Annotated in this window: 12 protein-coding genes and 1 pseudogene; 12 read left to right on the top strand and 1 reads right to left on the bottom strand. The window is 66.6% G+C overall.

Annotated elements, in window-relative coordinates:
* The first annotated feature begins 55 nt into the window (after positions 1 to 55).
* The 12 genes and pseudogenes from BJ970_RS05810 to BJ970_RS39885 all read left to right on the top strand — a co-directional run bounded on the left by BJ970_RS05810 (position 56) and on the right by BJ970_RS39885 (position 17,094).
* Positions 56 to 2,734, top strand: a complete 2,679-nt coding sequence (locus tag BJ970_RS05810; RefSeq protein ID WP_312864133.1) for an ATP-binding protein — start codon at positions 56 to 58, stop codon at positions 2,732 to 2,734.
* Positions 2,735 to 3,081: 347 nt separating this feature from the next.
* Complete coding sequence (locus tag BJ970_RS05805) at positions 3,082 to 5,199, top strand: hydantoinase/oxoprolinase family protein (RefSeq protein ID WP_184724725.1); 2,118 nt, start codon at positions 3,082 to 3,084, stop codon at positions 5,197 to 5,199.
* Positions 5,196 to 7,529 carry a hydantoinase B/oxoprolinase family protein gene (locus tag BJ970_RS05800; protein WP_184724723.1) on the top strand — a complete coding sequence of 778 codons (2,334 nt, stop codon included), beginning with the start codon at positions 5,196 to 5,198 and terminating at the stop codon, positions 7,527 to 7,529. The genes BJ970_RS05805 and BJ970_RS05800 overlap by 4 nt, the downstream gene beginning before the upstream one ends.
* Positions 7,526 to 9,136, top strand: coding sequence for an FAD-dependent monooxygenase (locus BJ970_RS05795; protein WP_184724720.1), 1,611 nt, complete (start codon positions 7,526 to 7,528; stop codon positions 9,134 to 9,136). Before BJ970_RS05800 ends, BJ970_RS05795 begins: the two co-directional genes overlap by 4 nt.
* The gene (locus BJ970_RS05790; RefSeq protein WP_184724717.1) at positions 9,133 to 10,800 is read left to right on the top strand and encodes a (2,3-dihydroxybenzoyl)adenylate synthase; all 1,668 of its coding nucleotides are present in this window, start codon (positions 9,133 to 9,135) and stop codon (positions 10,798 to 10,800) included. The genes BJ970_RS05795 and BJ970_RS05790 overlap by 4 nt, the downstream gene beginning before the upstream one ends.
* On the top strand, positions 10,797 to 11,582 hold the full coding sequence (locus BJ970_RS05785) for a maleate cis-trans isomerase family protein (protein ID WP_184724714.1): 786 nt from the start codon (positions 10,797 to 10,799) through the stop codon (positions 11,580 to 11,582). Before BJ970_RS05790 ends, BJ970_RS05785 begins: the two co-directional genes overlap by 4 nt.
* A gap of 85 nt (positions 11,583 to 11,667) precedes the next feature.
* Positions 11,668 to 12,441, top strand: a complete 774-nt coding sequence (locus BJ970_RS05780) for a TetR/AcrR family transcriptional regulator (protein ID WP_184724711.1) — start codon at positions 11,668 to 11,670, stop codon at positions 12,439 to 12,441.
* A 249-nt stretch (positions 12,442 to 12,690) separates the two neighbouring features.
* Positions 12,691 to 13,329: a VOC family protein gene (locus tag BJ970_RS05775; protein WP_184724708.1), complete on the top strand. Its 639-nt coding sequence runs from the start codon at positions 12,691 to 12,693 to the stop codon at positions 13,327 to 13,329.
* Positions 13,326 to 13,571, top strand: a complete 246-nt coding sequence (locus BJ970_RS05770) for a hypothetical protein (protein WP_184724705.1) — start codon at positions 13,326 to 13,328, stop codon at positions 13,569 to 13,571. Before BJ970_RS05775 ends, BJ970_RS05770 begins: the two co-directional genes overlap by 4 nt.
* Positions 13,568 to 14,815 carry an alpha/beta hydrolase gene (locus BJ970_RS05765; protein ID WP_184724702.1) on the top strand — a complete coding sequence of 416 codons (1,248 nt, stop codon included), beginning with the start codon at positions 13,568 to 13,570 and terminating at the stop codon, positions 14,813 to 14,815. The genes BJ970_RS05770 and BJ970_RS05765 overlap by 4 nt, the downstream gene beginning before the upstream one ends.
* A 193-nt stretch (positions 14,816 to 15,008) precedes the next feature.
* Positions 15,009 to 16,277: an MFS transporter gene (locus BJ970_RS05760; protein ID WP_184724699.1), complete on the top strand. Its 1,269-nt coding sequence runs from the start codon at positions 15,009 to 15,011 to the stop codon at positions 16,275 to 16,277.
* Positions 16,278 to 16,342: 65 nt separating this feature from the next.
* Positions 16,343 to 17,094, top strand: a pseudogene (locus BJ970_RS39885) (SDR family NAD(P)-dependent oxidoreductase).
* A 401-nt stretch (positions 17,095 to 17,495) separates the two neighbouring features.
* Here the strand turns inward: BJ970_RS39885 and BJ970_RS05750 are convergent.
* Complete coding sequence (locus tag BJ970_RS05750) at positions 17,496 to 17,711, bottom strand: hypothetical protein (RefSeq protein WP_184724696.1); 216 nt, start codon at positions 17,709 to 17,711, stop codon at positions 17,496 to 17,498.
* Between the last annotated feature and the right edge of the window lie 94 nt (positions 17,712 to 17,805).

Genomic DNA, 17,805 nt, shown 5'->3' with positions numbered 1-17,805 from the left:
GCGCCGCCGAGGTGGTCGACCAGCGCGAAGGGAGCGCTCTCTATCAACGCACACCGTGCACGCCTTCTCCGAGGAGCTGAGCCGGGCCGGGTACCAGATCTTCGTGGGCTCGACCGACGACGACGTGGCCCGCGAGGAGCAGATCGTGCGGAGCTTCCTCGGCCGAAGGCCCGACTGGTTCCTCCTGGTCGGCGCGCAGCACACGGCCCGCACCCGCGCACTGCCGGGCTCGGCAGGGGTGCCGGTCGTGGAGACTTGGGACTGGACCGACGAGCCCATCGACCTGCGCGCCGGGTTCTCCAACGCCCTGGCCACCGCCGACGCGGTACCTGTTCGAGCGCGCGCACTGGAGCGCATGACCGATTTGTCGTCTGCTTGGCCACGGAGCGCTAGCCTTGACACTGTTATGCATGCGCCTTCTTTGCGGAGGTCCGAAGGCCGTTGGCCGGCGGACGTCACGAGCTTCGTCGGCCGTCGTAGGGAACTGATCGAGGTCCGGCGTGCGCTGTCGTCCTCGCGACTGGTGACTCTCACCGGTGTCGGCGGGGTCGGCAAGACGCGGCTGGCTTCTCGTGCCGGCCGGGAACTGCGGCGAGTTTTCTCCGACGGGGTGTGGCTGGTCGAGCTGACAGGGCTGGAGGACGAAGGTCTGGTACCACAGGCCATCGTGACCGCTCTCGGATTCCATGATCCGTCCACCCGGTGGACCGCGGAGACCGTGGCCGAGCGGGTGGGAGACCAACAGTTGTTGTTGATTTTGGACAACTGTGAACACGTGCTGGACACGTGCGCGGTCACGGCTGCGACGCTGCTGAAAAACTGCCCGCAGATTCGCATTCTGGCCACGAGTCGGCAGGCCCTGGGCATCGCTGGGGAGCACCTCTTCTCGGTGCCGACGTTGCGGTGGCCGGAGCCGCACGCGGCTACGGAGGGCCACGGCTTGACGGCCTACGAGGCGTTGGCTCTGTTTGTCGACCGAGCGAAAACCGTGGTCCCGGATTTCGCCCTGGATGAGCGCACCGGCCCATTGGTGGCCGATCTGTGCCGGCGGTTGGACGGGATTCCGTTGGCCATCGAGCTGGCCGCTTACAGCCTGCGCGTCCTGTCGCTCGATCAGATATTGCAGCGACTGGATGACCGATTCGGCCTGCTTACCTCGGGCAGTCGTGCCGCGTTGCCGAGGCATCAGACGCTACGCGCGGTGATCGACTGGAGTTTCGAGCTGTGTTCGGAAAAGGAGCGGAAGCTCTGGGCTCGGGCATCGGTTTTCGCCGGAGATTTCGATCTTGAGGACGCCGAGGTCGTCTGCTCCGGGGACTGTCTGGACAGGTACGACGTGTTGACCGCGGTCTCGGGTCTGGTGGACAAATCGATCCTCATTCGGGAGGAGCGAGAGGGCCGAGTTCGTTACCGATTGCTGGAGACGATCCGGCAGTACGGCCGGGAGGTGCTGGGCGATTCCGGCGAAGAATATGAGGTGCGACGCCGGCATCGCGACTGGTGTCTCCAGCTGGTCGAGCAGATGGAGCACTGCTGGTTCGGTCCGGACCAGGCCGCCTGGTTCTCCCGGATACGCGGTGAACACGCCAATATCCGAACAGCGCTCGAGTTCTGCCTCCACGAGGTCGACGAAGTCGTCGTCGGGATGCGCATGGCCGATGTCTTGCGCGACTACTGGCGGGTCGGCGGGCTGATCAGCGAAGGACGACGTTGGTGTGAGCGCCTTCTGGAACGAGACGGCGAGCGGGGCACGAGCCGACTGGATCTCGTGATCAGCGCCATTCATCTCGCGCTTTTGCAGAATGACTTGCCAGTGGCGAACGCGCTGCTTGAGGCGGGGCACCGCCTTGCACGCGACCTCGGTGACGAGACCGCGACTATGCGTATGCGCGCGCCGGAAGCGTTTGCCGCGGCGCTTCAGGCGGATTTCCGGCAAGCGGTCGCCAAGGGCGAACAGGTCATGCCCGAGCTTCGCGAGTCGGGTGATCTGCGCTCGCTGTCGACGGCCCTGACGATTCTGGCGCTGAACTGCTCACTTCTGGCTGACCCGGAACGAGCGACCAGATACAGCGAGGAACTTCTCGAACTGTGTCGCTCGCATGGTGAGAAGTGGCGGCAGTCGTACGCGCTTTGGGCGCTTGCTCTGGAGGCATGGCGCCAGGGCGATATGGGGCGTTCCTCGGAACTGGCGCGGGAGAGCCTTTCCCTACAGCGGGAGTTCCGGGATTATCACTGCACGGTCCTCAGCGTTGAGGTCCTGGCCTGGGTCGCCGCGACCGAACATAACAGCGCGCAAGCCGCCCGGCTGTTCGGGCTCGCTCACCGGATTCGCCGCGAGGCAGGCGGAAAACTGTTCACCTTTTTCAACGGGTATCAAGAACAGTGCGAAAAGCAGGCGCGTCACAGTCTAGGGGAGAGCGAGTATGCCAAGTTGTTTGCGCAAGGCGCGGAAGTGAGTCTTGACCGAGTGCTCGCCTACGCGCTGGGCGAGCCCGGCGGTGCGGCAGAGCGACCGAAGGAAGAATTTCCAACGCAGCTGAGTCGGCGCGAACGAGAGACCGCTGAGCTCGTCGCGCAGGGAATGAGCAATAAGCAGATCGCCGAGCACCTGGTGATCTCCCAGCGCACGGCAGAAGCCCATGTGGAACATATCCTCGTCAAGCTCGGGTTCACGTCGCGCAGTCAGATCGCGGCATGGGTGGCAGAGCGGTGGACTGAGCCGGGCCCACGCTGAGGCTTATGGCGGCCGTCCGCCCGGCTCGCCGAAGTGGTTTCGCCACGTGGGCAGGTTCGGGACCTGATGCGGCTGTCACACGGGTGCGCACCGGCCCCTTACGGAACTGGCCATCGCCATGCAGTTAGCGCCGATGCGACTCGAGCCCGAGGTCAGGGCACGTCGGCCGAGCGCTATGCCAAGCGGGATTCGAACGCACTCCATCTGAATCGGTCAAACAGACGCGGGTGGACACAGCCCTTGACCCGATCGTCGTTGGTGTCGAAGAATCGACGCAGTCGTAAACACCCAGCGGTGTTACCGCAGGTTGCTGGCGGTGCGGATGTTCTCAACGAGGAGAGTGAGCCATGGTCTATGTCATCGGCGTGGACGTGGGCGGCACGTTCACCGACGCGGTGCTCGACGATGACGCGGGAACCATCATCGCCGCCAAGTCGCCGTCGACCCCGCCGGACTATTCCCAGGGGGTGCTCGACGTGCTCGGCGCGCTCGCCGAGCAGCTGGGGCGTCCGCTGGAGGAGATGTTGGCCGAGACGCACCACATCGCGCACGGCACCACGTCCTCGTTGAACGCGCTGGTGATGCAGAACGTCCCGCCGGTGGGCTTTTTGACCACGAAGGGACACCGCGACTCGATCTTCATCATGAACGTCGAGGGCCGTTACCTCGGCCGCTCGCCCGCCGAGCTGCAGAACGTTCTGGGACAGCGGAAGTCGCACACGCTGCTGCCGAAGAAGCACGCCCTGGAAGTCACCGAGCGCATTGACCGCTCCGGCAGCGTCGTGCTGGGCCTGGACGAGGAAGAGGCGCGCACCGCGATTCGCCAGTTGCTGGACGACGGCGTGCGAGCGATCGCCGTGTCTTTGCTGTGGTCGTTCAAGAATCCCGTGCATGAGCAGCGCATCCGTGAACTGGTGCACGAGATCGATCCCGACGTTTTCGTGTCGCTGTCATCCGAGATCAGCCCGCGTATTCGCGAGTTCGCCCGCAACGCCACGACGATCATGAGCACCCAGATCGGCCCCGGCCTGCGGGACTATCTGGACAACCTGGAAACCGCCCTGCGGAAGCGGCAGCTCGCCGGGCCGCTCCTGGTCATGCAAAGCAATGGTGGGGCGGTAGCGGCCAAAGAGGCGCCGGCGAACGCGATCAGCACGATCGGCTCGGTGCTGACCGGCGGCGTGATGGGGTCGGTTGCGCTCGGCGAGCAGTTGGGGCACCGCAACATCATCTCCACCGACGTCGGTGGCACCACGTTCCTCGTGGGTCTGGTCGTCGATGGCGAACCGGTGCGGACCTCGACGACCGTGATCAATCACCACCCGATCAACGTGCCGACCCTTGAGGTGCACGCGATCGGTTCCGGTGGCGGGGCGATCGCCTGGCTCGATGGCGGCGGGAACCTGCATGTCGGCCCGCGCAGTGCCCAAGCGGTGCCCGGACCGGCGTGCTATGGCCAGGGCGGCGAGGAACCGACCAACACCGACGCGAACCTCGTCTTGGGTATCCTCCCGGAACGCGGGTTGCTGGGCGGGCGCAAGGCGCTGTCGAAAGAGCTGGCGCGCAAGGCGATTCAGACCAAGATCGCCAAACCTCTCGGGCTGTCCGTTGAGGACGCCGCTGCGGCGATATATGCCGTGCAGAACGCGCAAACCGGCGACCTGCTGCGCAAGACGGTCGTGGAAGCCGGGCACGATCCCCGGGAATTCGTGCTGTACGCGTTCGGCGGTGCCGGCCCAGCGAACTGCGCGGCCTACGCCACCGAAGTCGGGGTCGACCAGGTCGTGGTTCCGCTGGGCCAGGTGGCGTCGGCGTTTTCGGCCTACGGCCTGGCGTCGTCGGACATCGTGCTGGCAGCGGAGCTGTCCGACCCCCTGCAGGCGCCGTTCGATCCTGCCCGTGCGGAGAAAAACTTCCTGCAGTTGGAGCAGCAAGTCCGCGACGGCCTGGCCCGGCAGGGGCTGACATTCACCGATATCGAGATTCACCGCTCGGTCGATATGCGGTATTCGATGCAACTGGCCGAGGTGTCCACGCCGGTTCCGTCGGGTCCGCTCGACGCGGCCACGATCGAGGCCACGGTCGAAGCCTTCGAGCGACGTTATGCGGCCCTGTACGGGGAGGGCTCGGGCTTTCGCGAGTCCGGAATTCAAGCGATCACCTTCCGCGTGCGGGGCGTGGGCCTGCTGCCGTTCTCCCCGGCGCTGCCGGGCGTCGCGGACGCCGACTCGAGTGACCCCTCCGAGGCGCGAATCGGAAGCCGACCGGTGTGCCTGGACGGCGCGCTGGGATTCGTCGACACCGCCGTCTACGACTACAGCAAGCTGCGGGCCGGGCACGTCCTCCCGGGACCGGCCATCGTCGAGGTTCCGACGACGACCGTGGTGGTTCCCGCCGGTCGGACCGGAACCGTTGATTCCCTGGGAAACATGATCATTCGTCACCCGCAGGAGCGCGCGTCATGACCGCACCCATCCCCGGAAGCGAAATCTTCTCCAGCCGCCCCGTGGACCCGGACGAGCTCGCCCGGTCGCTGCCGAGTTCCCTGCCGGTCCACACGGTCGGCCAGGAACAGATCGACGCGCTCGACCCCATGACCTACGAGGTCGTGCGACACCGGCTGTGGTCGGTCACCGATGAAATGGGCGAGGCGCTCAAGCGGATGTCGGGCTCGCCGATCGTCACCGACGCCAACGACTTCGACTTCGCGATCAGCGATGAGCTGGGTCAGGAAGTCCAGGTCGGGCTCTACAACACGATGCTGGTCGGCGCGGTGGACCTGGCGATTTACTGGACCCTGCGCCACCGGGCCGCCAACCCCGGCATCGCCGAAGGTGACATGTTCCTGTGCAACGACCCGTGGGTGGGCGGGGGATTGCACCAGAACGACGTGATCGTCTACCAGCCGATTTTCCACGAGGGCAAGCTGTTCGGGTGGACCAGCGCGATCTGCCACGAGCCGGACCTCGGCGGTGTCGGGCTCGGATCGTTCTCCCCGGCCGCCGAGGACGTGTTCTCCGAATCCGTGCCCACCCCGCCGGTCAAGGTGGTCCGGGACTATGAACTGCAGCGCGATGTTGCCGATCTGTGGACACGTCGGTCTCGCGTGCCGATGCTCGTCGCGCTCGACCTGCGCGCCAAGATCGGGGCGAACACGGTCGGCCGCAAGCGGCTGCTATCGGTGATCGAGCAGTATGGCGCGGACACCGTCAAAGCCGTCATGAAGCGCATGATGGCCGATGCCGAGCAGCGGTTGCGCAACAAGCTCACCAGTCTGCCCGACGGCACGTGGAAGGCGACGGGATACCAGGACCAGGCCCACGAGGGCGACCGCGACCTGCACAAGATCACCGTGGCGATGACCAAGAGCGGCGATCACCTGACCTTCGACTTCACCGGTACCGACAAGCAGGCGGGGGTCATCAACTGCACCTACGCCGGGATGCGCGGCGGGGTCATGCTCGCCCTGCTGCCCATCCTCGCCGGTGACATTCCCTGGTCGGCGGGCGGGCTGATGCGCTGCTTCGACCTGATCACCGAGGAAGGCACGATCAACAACGCGAGCTTCCCGGCCGCGGTCAGTCGCGCTCCGATCGGTCCGGCCTGGCAGACCGGCAGCCTGGTCGCCGAATGCCTGGCGCAGCTGCTCGACACCTCGCCGGAATTCGGCAAGAACGTGCAGGCTGCGTGCTGCGGCACGTGGGACACCGCGGTGATCGCCGGTCTGGACGAGCGCGGTGAGCAGCCCGCGCCGTTCCTGAGCATCATGATGGATCCGATGGCCGGTGGTTATGGCGCGCGGCCGCAGGCCGACGGCATCGACACCGGGGGACTGTTCTGCATCCCCATGGGACGGGTTCCCGATGTGGAGATGACCGAGTTCCTTTACCCGGTGCTGTCGCTGTGGCGGCGCGAAGAGCCCGATTCGGGCGGACCCGGGCGGCACCGGGGTGGGGTGAGCGCCTCCATCGCGATCACCCCGCACGGAACCAGCATCCCGATCGGTCTCGTGCTCGCCTCGGCGGGCAAAGCCGTTTCGCAGAACGCGGGCCTGGCCGGTGGCTATCCGGGAAACACCGGGCTGGAGGTGCTGCTGCGCGGCAGCGACCTGCACGAGCAATTCGCCGACGGCCGGATGCCCGGTGAGCTGGCGGAGATCGCGGGGGAGAAGGAACTCGGCAACTGCTATGCACACAGCTACATCGCACCTGGCGAGGTCTTCTACATGTTCTGGCAAGGCGGCGGCGGGTACGGCGACCCGCTGGCGCGTGACCCGCAGGCAGTTGCCGTCGATCTGCAGGAGCACAAGGTGACGCCGGGCGCGGCAGCGGACATCTATGGCGTGGTCATCAAGCAGGACGGAAGTGTAGACGAGGCAGCCACTTTCGAGCGACGACAGGAGTTGCGGGACCGGCGTCGCCAGCGTTCGACCGTGATCGCCGACGTTCCGGCCGCGCGAGTCGACACCTCTGCCGGACGCCGTCTCGACGACAACCTCATCGAGGTCACCGGTCGCGGCGAGCGGGCCATCGCATGCGTGCACTGTGGACAGGTGCTCGGCGATCCCGATAGCGAGGCAGCGCTGGCTCTGACGCGCTACGAAGGCCCATCAGGCGATGCCGGCCCCCAAGTCGTGTCCGCACCGGAGTCCTATGTGGATGCCGCTGTGGTGTTCCGTCAGTACTGCTGCCCAGGATGTCACGCCGCGCTGTACTCGGCGATCGTGCCGACCGATCACCCGGACCACATCGCCGATTTGGGCCGCTTGAACGTGGCAGGAGTTAACCCGCGATGAGCATCGATCGCGTCGCCGTGCTGGGAGGCGGACCGGGCGGCCTCTACGCCGCCCGGCTGCTCAAACTCGCCGCACCGCGCCTAGAGGTCACCGTCTACGAGCAAGGCGTACCGGACAAGACTTTCGGGTTCGGTGTCGGGCTGGCCGGCCGGACGCAGCGCAACCTCGACGCCGCCGATCCGGACACGCTGCGCGACATCGTCGCCGCCGCCCACGGCCACCACATGGAGCTGCGGGTCGGCGGCGCGAGCGCCTGGATTCACAACGACAATCTGATCGCGATCGCCCGCACCGAACTGCTGGCCGTGCTACAGCGTCATGCCGACAAGGCCGGGGTCGTGCTGCGGTTCGGGGAGCGAGTGACGCCCGCGGACGTCGATGCCGACCTCGTGATCGCCGCCGACGGCGTGAGCTCGGCGGCCAGGCAAGCACTGTCCGACGAGCTTGCCGCGAGCATCGAGCAGGGAAGCGGGCTCTACCTGTGGTGCGGTGCGGATTTCGCCCTGGACAACGCACTGTTCTCGCCCGTGGAAACCGAGCACGGCACCTTCGTCACCCATGCCTATCCCTACGCGGACGACCTCAGCACCTTCCTGATCGAAACCGACGAGCACACCTGGCAACGTGCCGGGCTTGACCAGACGACGGCAAGCACCCCGCCCGACCAGTCGGACACCGCCTCGCTGGCCTACCTGGAACGGATATTCGCCGAGCAATTGCAGGGACACCGGTTGATCGGAAACCGTACCCGCTGGCAACGATTCCGCACCGTCCGGTGCGGGAAGTGGCACCACGGCAACACCGTTCTGCTCGGCGACGCCGCGCACACCGCGCACTACTCCATCGGTTCGGGAACGAAGCTCGCCATGGAAGACGCCATCGCGCTCTGCCAGGCCATCGTCGAGGAACCCGACCTCGCAGCGGCGCTGGAACGCTACGAGCGCGTGCGCCAACCCGAGGTTGGCCGCCTGCAGGAGGTGGCCCGGCGAAGCCAGCTGTGGTGGGAATCGTTCCCCGCGAGAATGACCATGCCGGTGGAGCAGCTGATGGTGGCTTACATGACCCGGGCCGGGAAAGTCTCGCTGGACCGGTTCGTGCACAGCTCCCCGGACGTCGCGCGGGCCGGTCTCGCCTACTACGGCGGCACCGAGTCTCGATCAGTGCCCGAGGCCGATGTGTCCAGCTGGGTGCTCGAACAGCCGTTGCACCGCAACGGCGTCTCGTTTACCCGGCGAGTGCTCGATGACGACAGCGCCCGAAAGCTGAATGTGGTCGAGTTCCAGAAGGCCGACGTCGAGCTTCTCCAGGGCGATCTCTGCCTGGCGGAGGTGGCCGACCAACTCCTCAACCCGTGGAGCCGCTTCGCCGACATCGTGGTGCAACGCGCGGTCGAGCTGCGAAGCAACGGCATTGCCGGGTTCTGGCTCAGCGGGCCGCGCGATCGAGAGGCCGTGCTGACCAGAATGGAACTGGCCGAACGGCTGCGCCTGGAGACCGGCGGCCTGGTGGTCGTGCAGGCCCCCCAGGGACTCGTGCCGGACCTTGCGGCCGGATTGGCCAGCGGTCGCATGGATCTCATCGCCTTCGACGAGGAGCACGCGGCATGACCCCGACCGACGCCTCCCAGCGGCTAGTGCCTTACGCCCCGGAAGACGTTGCCCGCTACCGGGCGGCCGGACTGTGGGGCACCCGCACCATCGCCGAGGAATTCCACGAGGTCGCTGCGGCCCACCCGCACCACGATGCCGTTGTCACTGCCGAGGGGCGGATGACTTTCGCCGAGCTCGATGCGCGCAGCGACCAACTCGCCGCAGGCCTGGCCGAACTCGGCCTGGTTCCCGGTGATCCGGTGCTGTTCCAGGTCACCAACCGCCTCGAAAGCGTGCTGGCCTGGTACGGCGTGCTCAAAGCCGGCCTGGTACCGGTGTGCACGCTGGCCTCCCACCGGGCCCACGAAATCGGCGAGATCAGTCGTCGAGCCGGGGCGGTGGCGCACCTGGTCGACGCCGGAACGACGTTCGACCTCGTGGGCTTCGCGCACGAGCAAGCCCGTGACCACCCCACGCTGCGCCAGGTGCTGGTGCTCGGTGCCGACGCCTCGGACCCACGGGTCGAGGATCTCGGCCGTACCATTGCGCCCGCCACCGCACGCGGCATCGTCGAGCGGATCCAGCGGGACATCGACCCCGATGACGTCGCGGTGTTCCAGCTTTCCGGCGGCACCACGGGGATACCGAAGATCATTCCCCGGCTGCACGCCGAATATTGGTACAACGCGCGGGAGTACGCACGCGCCTGGGGCTGGGACGACACGACCCGCAACGCGCACTTGATCCCGATCATGCACAACGCCGGCATCGTCTGCGGCGTCCACGGGCCGCACAGCGTCGGCGCATGCCTCGTGATGACGAGCGCGAACCTGGCCGAAGCCCTTCCGTTGCTGGTTCAGGAGAAGGCCACCGACATCCTGCTCGGCCACGGCCACTACCGCGCCGTCGACGATCCCGCGTTCCCGGCACTGGCGGCATCGCTGCGCACCGTTTTGCTCTCGGGCGCGAAGGTTCCACCACAGTTGTTCGGCATGCTTGAGCACCTGGGCCTGTGGGCAGGGCAGCTGTTCGGCATGGGCGAAGGACTATTCGCCGTCACCCGGCCGGACTCGCCCCGCGCGGCACGAGCCACCACCGTGGGAACGCCGCTGTCGCCGTTGGATGAAATACGCATCCTCGAACCCGGTTCGGAACGCGAAGTGCCCGACGGGCAGGTCGGCGAATTGTGTTGCACCGGCCCCTACACGCTGCGGGGCTACTACGACGCGCCCGATCACAATGCCGTGGCATTCACCTCGGACGGGCTCTACCGCACCGGCGACCTGGCCGCGCTCGTGGTCATTGACGGCCAGCGCTACCTGTCGATCGAGGGACGCATCAAGGACGTCATCAACCGGGGCGGCGAGAAGATCAACGCCGAGGAGATCGAGCTGCTCCTGCTGCGGCATCCCGCCGTGGCTGCCGCGGCGGTGGTGGCCATGCCGGATGCCCGGTTAGGAGAGCGCACCTGCGCCTACCTGGTGCCCACCCGCGGCCCCGTGCCGCTCGCGGACATCCAGGAGCATTTCACCCGGCTCGGCGTGGCCAAGTTCAAGTGGCCGGAGCGCCTGGAATGGCTCGACGAGCTCCCCACGACCCTCGTCGGGAAAATCAACAAGAAGTCTCTGCGCGCGGACGTCGCCGCGAAGATCCGCGCCGAGTACCAGCAGGAGCACGTATGACTCACCACCGTATCGGCTTGGTTGTGCCCAGTTCGAACGTCACCGTCGAAACGGAAATGCCCGCACTGCTCGCGCGGCATCCCTCGGCCGAATTCTCGTTCCACGCCAGCCGGATGCGCATGCACAATGTCTCGCCGGAAGAGTTGCGCGCGATGAATTCCCAGCGTGAGCGCTGCATCGACGAGCTCGCCGATGCGGGCGTCGACGCGGTGTTGTACGCGTGCCTGGTGGCTGTGATGGCGCAGGGACCCGGCGAGCATCGTCAGGTCGAGAAGGCGGTGACGGCGCAGCTCGCCGACCGGGCTGTCGCGGCAGAGGTGATCTCCAGTGCCGGGGCACTCGTGGAAGCTTTGCGGGCCGTCCCGGCTCGCCGGATCGCGTTGGTCACCCCCTACGTTCGGCCGTTGGCCGAGCAGGTCGTCGCCTACCTGGAGTCCGAGGACTTCGAGGTGACCGCCTGGTCGGCCCTCGAAGTCGCCGACAACGCCCAGGTCGGCTGCATTCCGGGTGGGGACGTGATGGCCGCGGCCCGCGGCTTGGACCTCGCCGGAGCCGATGCGCTGGTGATCTCCGCCTGCGTGCAGATGCCGTCACTGCCCATCGTCCAGGCCGCCGAAGATGAGTTCGGCATTCCGGTGCTGTCCGCGGCCACCGCCGGGGCCTATACCCTGCTGCGGCGCCTGCGACTGCCGATCGACATCCCCGATGCCGGAAGCCTGCTGCGCGCGGGTCGAAACTCGGAGGCCGGCCTGTGCCGCAGCCCGGCCGTATCCGCGCAATAAGGTGGGATTGGATCAACCACCGCGATAGCACCTCTGACCCCTCACGCACCGCTTCCCGGCGGTTGCGTCATTACGATTGGGCGCTATGAGTCCCGCGTCATCCCGCAAGGGTGCCACCGGTGAGACGCCGCCACGCTCCCGCCGGCGGCGCACCGATGTGCAAACGACCGAAGCCAACGGTCGTGCGTCCGCCCGCCGGGAGTTGGTGGAGAACGAGATCTACGAGCACGCCGCGCGCCTGTTCGGCGAGCGAGGCTTCGCCGGCACCAACCTGCAGGACATCGCCGATGCGGTCGGCCTGACCCGGCCCGCGCTGTACTACTACGTCAAGAGCAAGGACGAACTGCTGGCCAAACTGGTCACCGAGATCACCGAAGCTCCAGCCGCCCAGCTACGAGAGATCAACGCGCGCACGGATCTCGATGCCACGGGCAAGCTCCGCATGATCGCCCAGGCCCTGGTGACCCGGCAGGCCAGCCACCCGGCCCGATTCCGGGTGATCATCCGTTCCGAGGCGGAGCTGCCCGAGGAACTGTCCCGCGCTCATGAAAGCGGTAAGCGAGCCGTGCTGCGCGAAGTCACCAAGGTCGTCGACGAAGGCATCCGCTCCGGGCAGTTCCGGCCGGTGGATCCGAGGACCGCGGCCCTCGGGGTCATCGGGATGTTCAACTGGGTCGCTTGGTGGTTCCGCGCCGATGGTCGCGAAACCATCGATTCGGTCGCCGACCAACTCGCCGCGATGGCAGTGGCCGCCGTGGCGCAGCAAGGTCATCGAGTCCCGGAAGAAGCCGGCCCGGCGGCGGCGATCGCCCTGATCCGCCAGGACCTGGACTTCCTTGAGCGCGTCATCGGCAGCTAGTGCCGCGGCACGCTTGGGCTGGCCCGGATGGTGAGTGGGTTACGCGCCCACCGGTGGTCCGAGCGTTCCCAGACGCGGAACTGGCCCCCGCAACAGGCCCCCGATCGCCGATCGGGGGCCTGCTTGTATCGCCGTGACCAGTAAATATGCAGGTTCAACTTTCTCGCATGTCGAACTATTGACTTTAATGTCAACACAAGCCTAGCGTGGCAAGTGCCAAGCCGAGCTCGACCTGTGCGGAGGCACCTCATGACTGAGCTTGATCACCGGGTCCGCGGTGTCGACCACGCCGCGTTTCCGACCTTCGACCCCGCCGGCACCGTGCGCTTCTACCGCGACGTCCTCGGTTTCCCCGTCGTGCACTCGATCTGCGCGGCCGGCTGGGGGCCGGAAGACCACCCGGACTTCATCCACTTCTTCTTCGACATCGGCAACGATGACCGCATCGCGTTCTTCTACTACTTCGGCATCGAGCCGTTCAACCAGAGCGGGCGCGGTGATTCCTACGCCGCCTTCGGCCCCGATGTCCCCGAGTACTTCATCCGCTCCCGGCACTTGGCGATCCACGTCGACAGCCAGGAAGACTTGCTTGAGTACCGCCGCCGGCTGGACAACAGCCAGTGGCCGGTGGAGATGCAGATCCAGCACGAGACCATCGAGTCGATCTACACCCACGATCCGAACGGCTACATGGTCGAGCTGACTCGTGCGATGCGTCCGGTCACCCCGCAGGAAGACCTCGACGCCAACCTCACCATCGACGCGCTGCTCGATGTCGTCGACGCTCCCGAGCCGACTTTCGCCAAGCTGCTGGCGCGCAAGGCGGAGCTGATCGTGGCCCGCGCCGCGCAGTGGGAAGCCGCCCAGGCGCAGGAGAGCAACGCATGACCACGCTGTATGTGCTCGACGTTCCGGAGAACACGCCCCTTGCCAAGGTGGCATCCGAGGACCACGCGGTCACGGTGGGCAAGATCGGCCCCTATTTCGAGATCAGCGCCGACGCAGCGATCGTCATCGACCGGCGCGCGACCGGCTGCCGCCACGCCGTCTGGTACAGCTCGGTGGCCGGCGTTGCCGACGGCCGAATCACCCAGCACGACAAGGACGCACTGCGCGTGGAGCCCGCATGACCAGCACATCCGCCCACCGGCTCGGGGCCGGTCGCTACCTGGCCGCCGGTGAACGGCCGGAGGCCACGGTGACCTCCGTGCACGAGTTGACCACCGCGGACGGGGCAACCGTCCGAGGTGTGCTGGCCAACGTTCCCGGCGCCACCACCGTGGTCTGCCTGATGCACCCGCGCCAGGACGTCACCCACCACCCGCTCGTCCCGCTGCTTCTGCGGGCCGGGGTCGCCGTATGGACACAGCACACTCGCTCGGTGAACAACGACCTCACCCTCGTGCACGAGCAGGCGCTGCTCGATGTCGCCGCGGGAATGGTCTTCCTTCGCGAGCAGGGCTTCGACTCGATCGTCCCCCTCGGCCACTCCGGCGGCGGCACGCTGTACGCCTACTACCTCGAACAGGCCGCGCTGCCTGCGGAGAAACGACTCGCCGCGACGCCGGGCGGCCGACCGACGAAGCTCGCCGACGCACAGATGCCGGTGGCCGATGGTGCGATTTTCCTCGCCCCGCACCCCGGCCAGGGCCGTCTGCTACTTGGCTGCATCGACCCGTCCGTTGCCGACGAGAACGATCCGCTGTCGGTGGTACCGGAACTCGACCCGTTCAACCCGGCCAACGGATTCGCCGAACCGCCTACCAGTTCCACCTACAGCTCGGAGTTCCTCACCCGGTACCGGGCCGCGCAGCGGGACCGCGTGGCCCGCATCGATGCCATCGCCCGCGAGCACATCGCCCGCGCTCAGGAAGCCAAGGGCCGCTTCAACAAGACCGAGGATCCCGCCGATCGACGTCGTTCGCTGGCGCCTCGGATCATCACCATCTTCCGTACCGATGCCGACCCCCGCGCCGTCGACCTGTCCCTCGACCCCAGCGAGCGCCCCTACGGCTCGCTGTTCGGCAAACGGCCCGATTTGATCAACTATGGCTTGGTCGGCTTCGGCCGCCTGACAACCCCCGAGGCATGGCTGTCCACCTGGTCCGGACTGAGCTCCAATGCCGACTTCGTCCGCTGCGCGCCCGGAGTCACCGCGCCCGCTCTCTTCATTGAACTCACCGGCGACCAGGCGGCGTTTCCCGCCGACTCCCGCCGGATGATCGACGCGCTCGGCGCCCAGGATCTCACCACCGCAACCGTCCGCGGTTTGCATTTCGGTGGCCCCATCGCCGAAGGCGAGCCGACCGGAAACGAACTCGCCGCCGCTGAAATCATCGACTGGCTCGCCAAACGACACGAACTCGCATCCTGATCTGCCGCACCCGCACGACACACGTCTGATCGTCCCCGACCGGATGGGCGGTGCGAATCCGGCTGACTACTGGGCATATTCGAACTACTGGGCATATTCGAAAGGCAACGGCGCCATGTCCTCGTCACTGTCCCCCTCCCCGGCAACAGCTACTCGAACCCCGGTCAGTGTTCTCCTGCTCTGCCTCGCGTGCATGACGCTTGAGGGCTACGACGTCATCGCCTACGGAGCGGCGCTGCCGTTCATGCTCGCCGATTCCTCGTGGCATCTGACTGTCGCACAGGCGAGTCTGCTCGGTAGTTTGACGCCGATCGGGATGCTCGTCGGGGCGATCAGTGTCGGTGTGCTGACCGACCTCGTCGGGCGTCGCAGGCTGATTCTCGCCAGCGTCACCCTGTTCTCCTTGGCGATGCTGGTGTCCGGCCTCGCGTCCGGAGTGCCGCTGTTCGCGGCCGGACGGATCTTCGTGGGTCTTGGCGTGGGCGGTGTGCTGCCTTCCATCGCGGCCTTGGTCTTCGAACTCTCCGCGCCGCAACGGCGCAACGTCAACGTAGCCCTCTCCTTCGCCGGTGTGGGCCTCGGCGGCGCGCTGGCCGCCGTCGTGGCGGCGGTCATCGTCCCCACGGCCGGGTTCCGTGCCGAATATCTGGTCGGTGGCCTCGCCGCGCTGGTCGTCCTTCCGTTCGCGGTTCGGTACCTTCCGGAGTCCCTGGTCTACCTTCGCGCCGCGGGTCGGCATGCCCAGGCGCAGCGTTGGGCCGAGCGGTTGGGGTTCGATGCAACGCTCGCGACCCTGCCGACGCCCGAACCCGGGAACGATGGCCGCCGTGGTCGACTCACTGCGCTGTTCTCGCGCCGCTACGCCGTGACCACGATTCTGTTCTGCCTGACCACCTTTGCGTCCCTCCTGGTGCTGTTCGGGATCTACACCTGGTTGCCGCAGCTCATGCGCTCGGCCGGCTACGAGACCGGGTCGGCCTTGACCTTTTTGCTCGTGCTCAACCTCGGCACCGCGGTGGGAGCGCTGCTGCTGGCCCGGTCCGCGGACCGCGTCGGGGCCAAACCGGTACTTGTCGGGGCTTTCCTGCTCGCAGTCGTCGGTATCGCCGTGCTCAGCTACCCGCTGCCGATCGTGCTGCTCTATGTCGCGGTCGTTCTCGCCGGTGTCGGCACCGTGGGCACTCAGACCCTCATTAACGTGTTCATAGCGAGCCGGTATCCCGTCCAAGTACGAGCCACCGCGATCGGGACCGCCCTGTCGGTGGGCCGGCTCGGTGGCATCCTCGGCCCGCTCTACGGCGGGATGCTCCTGTCCTCGGGGCTCCCAACGGCGTGGCTGTTCTACGGCTTCGCCTTACCCGCGCTCGCCGGGGCCGTGCTCGTTTCGCTCGTGCCGCGGTCTCACCGGCAGACAGCGCCGAGCGCCGCTGAATCGGTGGCTTCCGAAGTGAGCGCAACGTGATCGACACGCACTCGCGAGGTGGCAACACCGCGCAAGGTATCCCTGATTGAAAGGTCTCTCCAACCGTGACTATCGACTTCGCCGGCAAGGTCGCGGTCGTGACCGGAGCCGGTGGCGGCCTCGGTCGAGCGCATGCGCTGGCGCTGGCCGCGCGTGGTGCGAAAGTCGTCGTGAACGACATGGGCGGCTCCGTTTCGGGCGGTGGCGGCGACGACGGTCCGGCGGCGCGCGTCGTCGCCGAGGTCGAACGGCTCGGCGGTGAAGGGCTGTCGAATCGCTGCGACGTCACCGATGTGGACGGTGTAGAGGACATGGTCGCGCAGGCGATCGAGCGGTGGGGCCGCGTCGACATTTTGATCAACAACGCGGCATCCTCCGGGACAAGTCGTTCGCCAAGATCGAACTCGACGACTTCCGGAAGGTGGTCGACGTGCACCTGATGGGATCGGTGCACTGCACGAAGGCGGTCTGGCCGCACATGATTCGGCAGGGCTACGGCCGAATCCTGATGACGACGTCGGCATCGGGAATCTACGGCAATTTCGGTCAGTCGAACTACGGCGCGGCAAAGTCGGGAGTGGTCGGCCTGATGAACGTGCTCGCGGCCGAGGGCGCGAAGAAGGGCATCCGCGTCTACTCGCTCGCGCCGACCGCGGCGACCCGCATGACCGAGGACCTCATCGACGCCGAATCGTTGACTCTGGTGTACTATCCCGCCGAGAACCGAGCCCTCCAAGACGAGATCGCCCGTACCGGCCTCGTTCTCTCCCATGGTCGAGTCGAACGAGTGGGCGCGCAGGCTGGTGAACCAGCCTAGCGTCTATGTGGCATCGAGCACACATGCGATCATGAATTGGCGGAACGGCTCGTTAGCGAGGACGTACCGGTCGATCACATGCTGAGGCAACTACTGGGGCAATGAGCGGCGATCCCAGCGGAGTCACGGAGAAGAGAGCACAACTCGATGGGATGCTGGGAGCGGCATTCCTCCGGAACACTCTCCGCATCGCAAGCGCCACCTGCGTTACCTGCACCGGTCCGCTGACCAATGGTCAGCTCTGCAAGTGCAGCCGCCACGAACAGGAAGCGCACTCCTATGGTGCCCACGACAGGCCGCATGGATCTTCCCGCACTGCGGTGGGCTTCTCTCCGCTGCGGTGTCCAGGAACGTTGGCCGAGTAATCGAGGGAGCGTGGCGTTTCCCCAGCGCAACCTGGACTAGGGGGTCTCCGTCGATGGCATGAGCGCTGCGCAGAGGTGCGTCGCTTCTCGGTGCCAATCGCGGAGTTCGGTCGCGGTCGGCGCCAGTGCGTAATCATCGTGGTGGGCGACTCGGCTGAGCGCATACCACAGCGCGCTGACGCGACGAGCTGTCTCCAGATCGACGAATCGCGACACGGCCAGCAGTTGGGCTCGCATCTTGCACTCGGGCAAAGCGGAATGGTGTGCCGCCAGGAGGACGCGAATGCTGTTTTCCAAGGCGAGCCGGATTAGCCATGCGCAGCAGCGGGGCCAAATCCCAACGGTC

It is taken from the genome of Saccharopolyspora phatthalungensis (assembly GCF_014203395.1).
GTDB lineage: Bacteria > Actinomycetota > Actinomycetes > Mycobacteriales > Pseudonocardiaceae > Saccharopolyspora > Saccharopolyspora phatthalungensis.
Note: the sequence above shows the minus strand (reverse complement) of the source record. Positions and strands in the feature narration are given on the sequence as shown.

What these genes read in the sequence shown, in the direction of transcription:
- BJ970_RS05770 (WP_184724705.1), top strand. Translation starts at nt 13,326, where the DNA reads ATGACCACGCTGTATGTGCTCGACGTTCCGGAGAACACGCCCCTTGCC.
- BJ970_RS05775 (WP_184724708.1), top strand. Translation starts at nt 12,691, where the DNA reads ATGACTGAGCTTGATCACCGGGTCCGCGGTGTCGACCACGCCGCGTTT.
- BJ970_RS05790 (WP_184724717.1), top strand. Translation starts at nt 9,133, where the DNA reads ATGACCCCGACCGACGCCTCCCAGCGGCTAGTGCCTTACGCCCCGGAA.
- BJ970_RS05805 (WP_184724725.1), top strand. Translation starts at nt 3,082, where the DNA reads ATGGTCTATGTCATCGGCGTGGACGTGGGCGGCACGTTCACCGACGCG.
- BJ970_RS05800 (WP_184724723.1), top strand. Translation starts at nt 5,196, where the DNA reads ATGACCGCACCCATCCCCGGAAGCGAAATCTTCTCCAGCCGCCCCGTG.
- BJ970_RS05795 (WP_184724720.1), top strand. Translation starts at nt 7,526, where the DNA reads ATGAGCATCGATCGCGTCGCCGTGCTGGGAGGCGGACCGGGCGGCCTC.
- BJ970_RS05785 (WP_184724714.1), top strand. Translation starts at nt 10,797, where the DNA reads ATGACTCACCACCGTATCGGCTTGGTTGTGCCCAGTTCGAACGTCACC.
- BJ970_RS05765 (WP_184724702.1), top strand. Translation starts at nt 13,568, where the DNA reads ATGACCAGCACATCCGCCCACCGGCTCGGGGCCGGTCGCTACCTGGCC.
- BJ970_RS05760 (WP_184724699.1), top strand. Translation starts at nt 15,009, where the DNA reads ATGACGCTTGAGGGCTACGACGTCATCGCCTACGGAGCGGCGCTGCCG.
- BJ970_RS05780 (WP_184724711.1), top strand. Translation starts at nt 11,668, where the DNA reads ATGAGTCCCGCGTCATCCCGCAAGGGTGCCACCGGTGAGACGCCGCCA.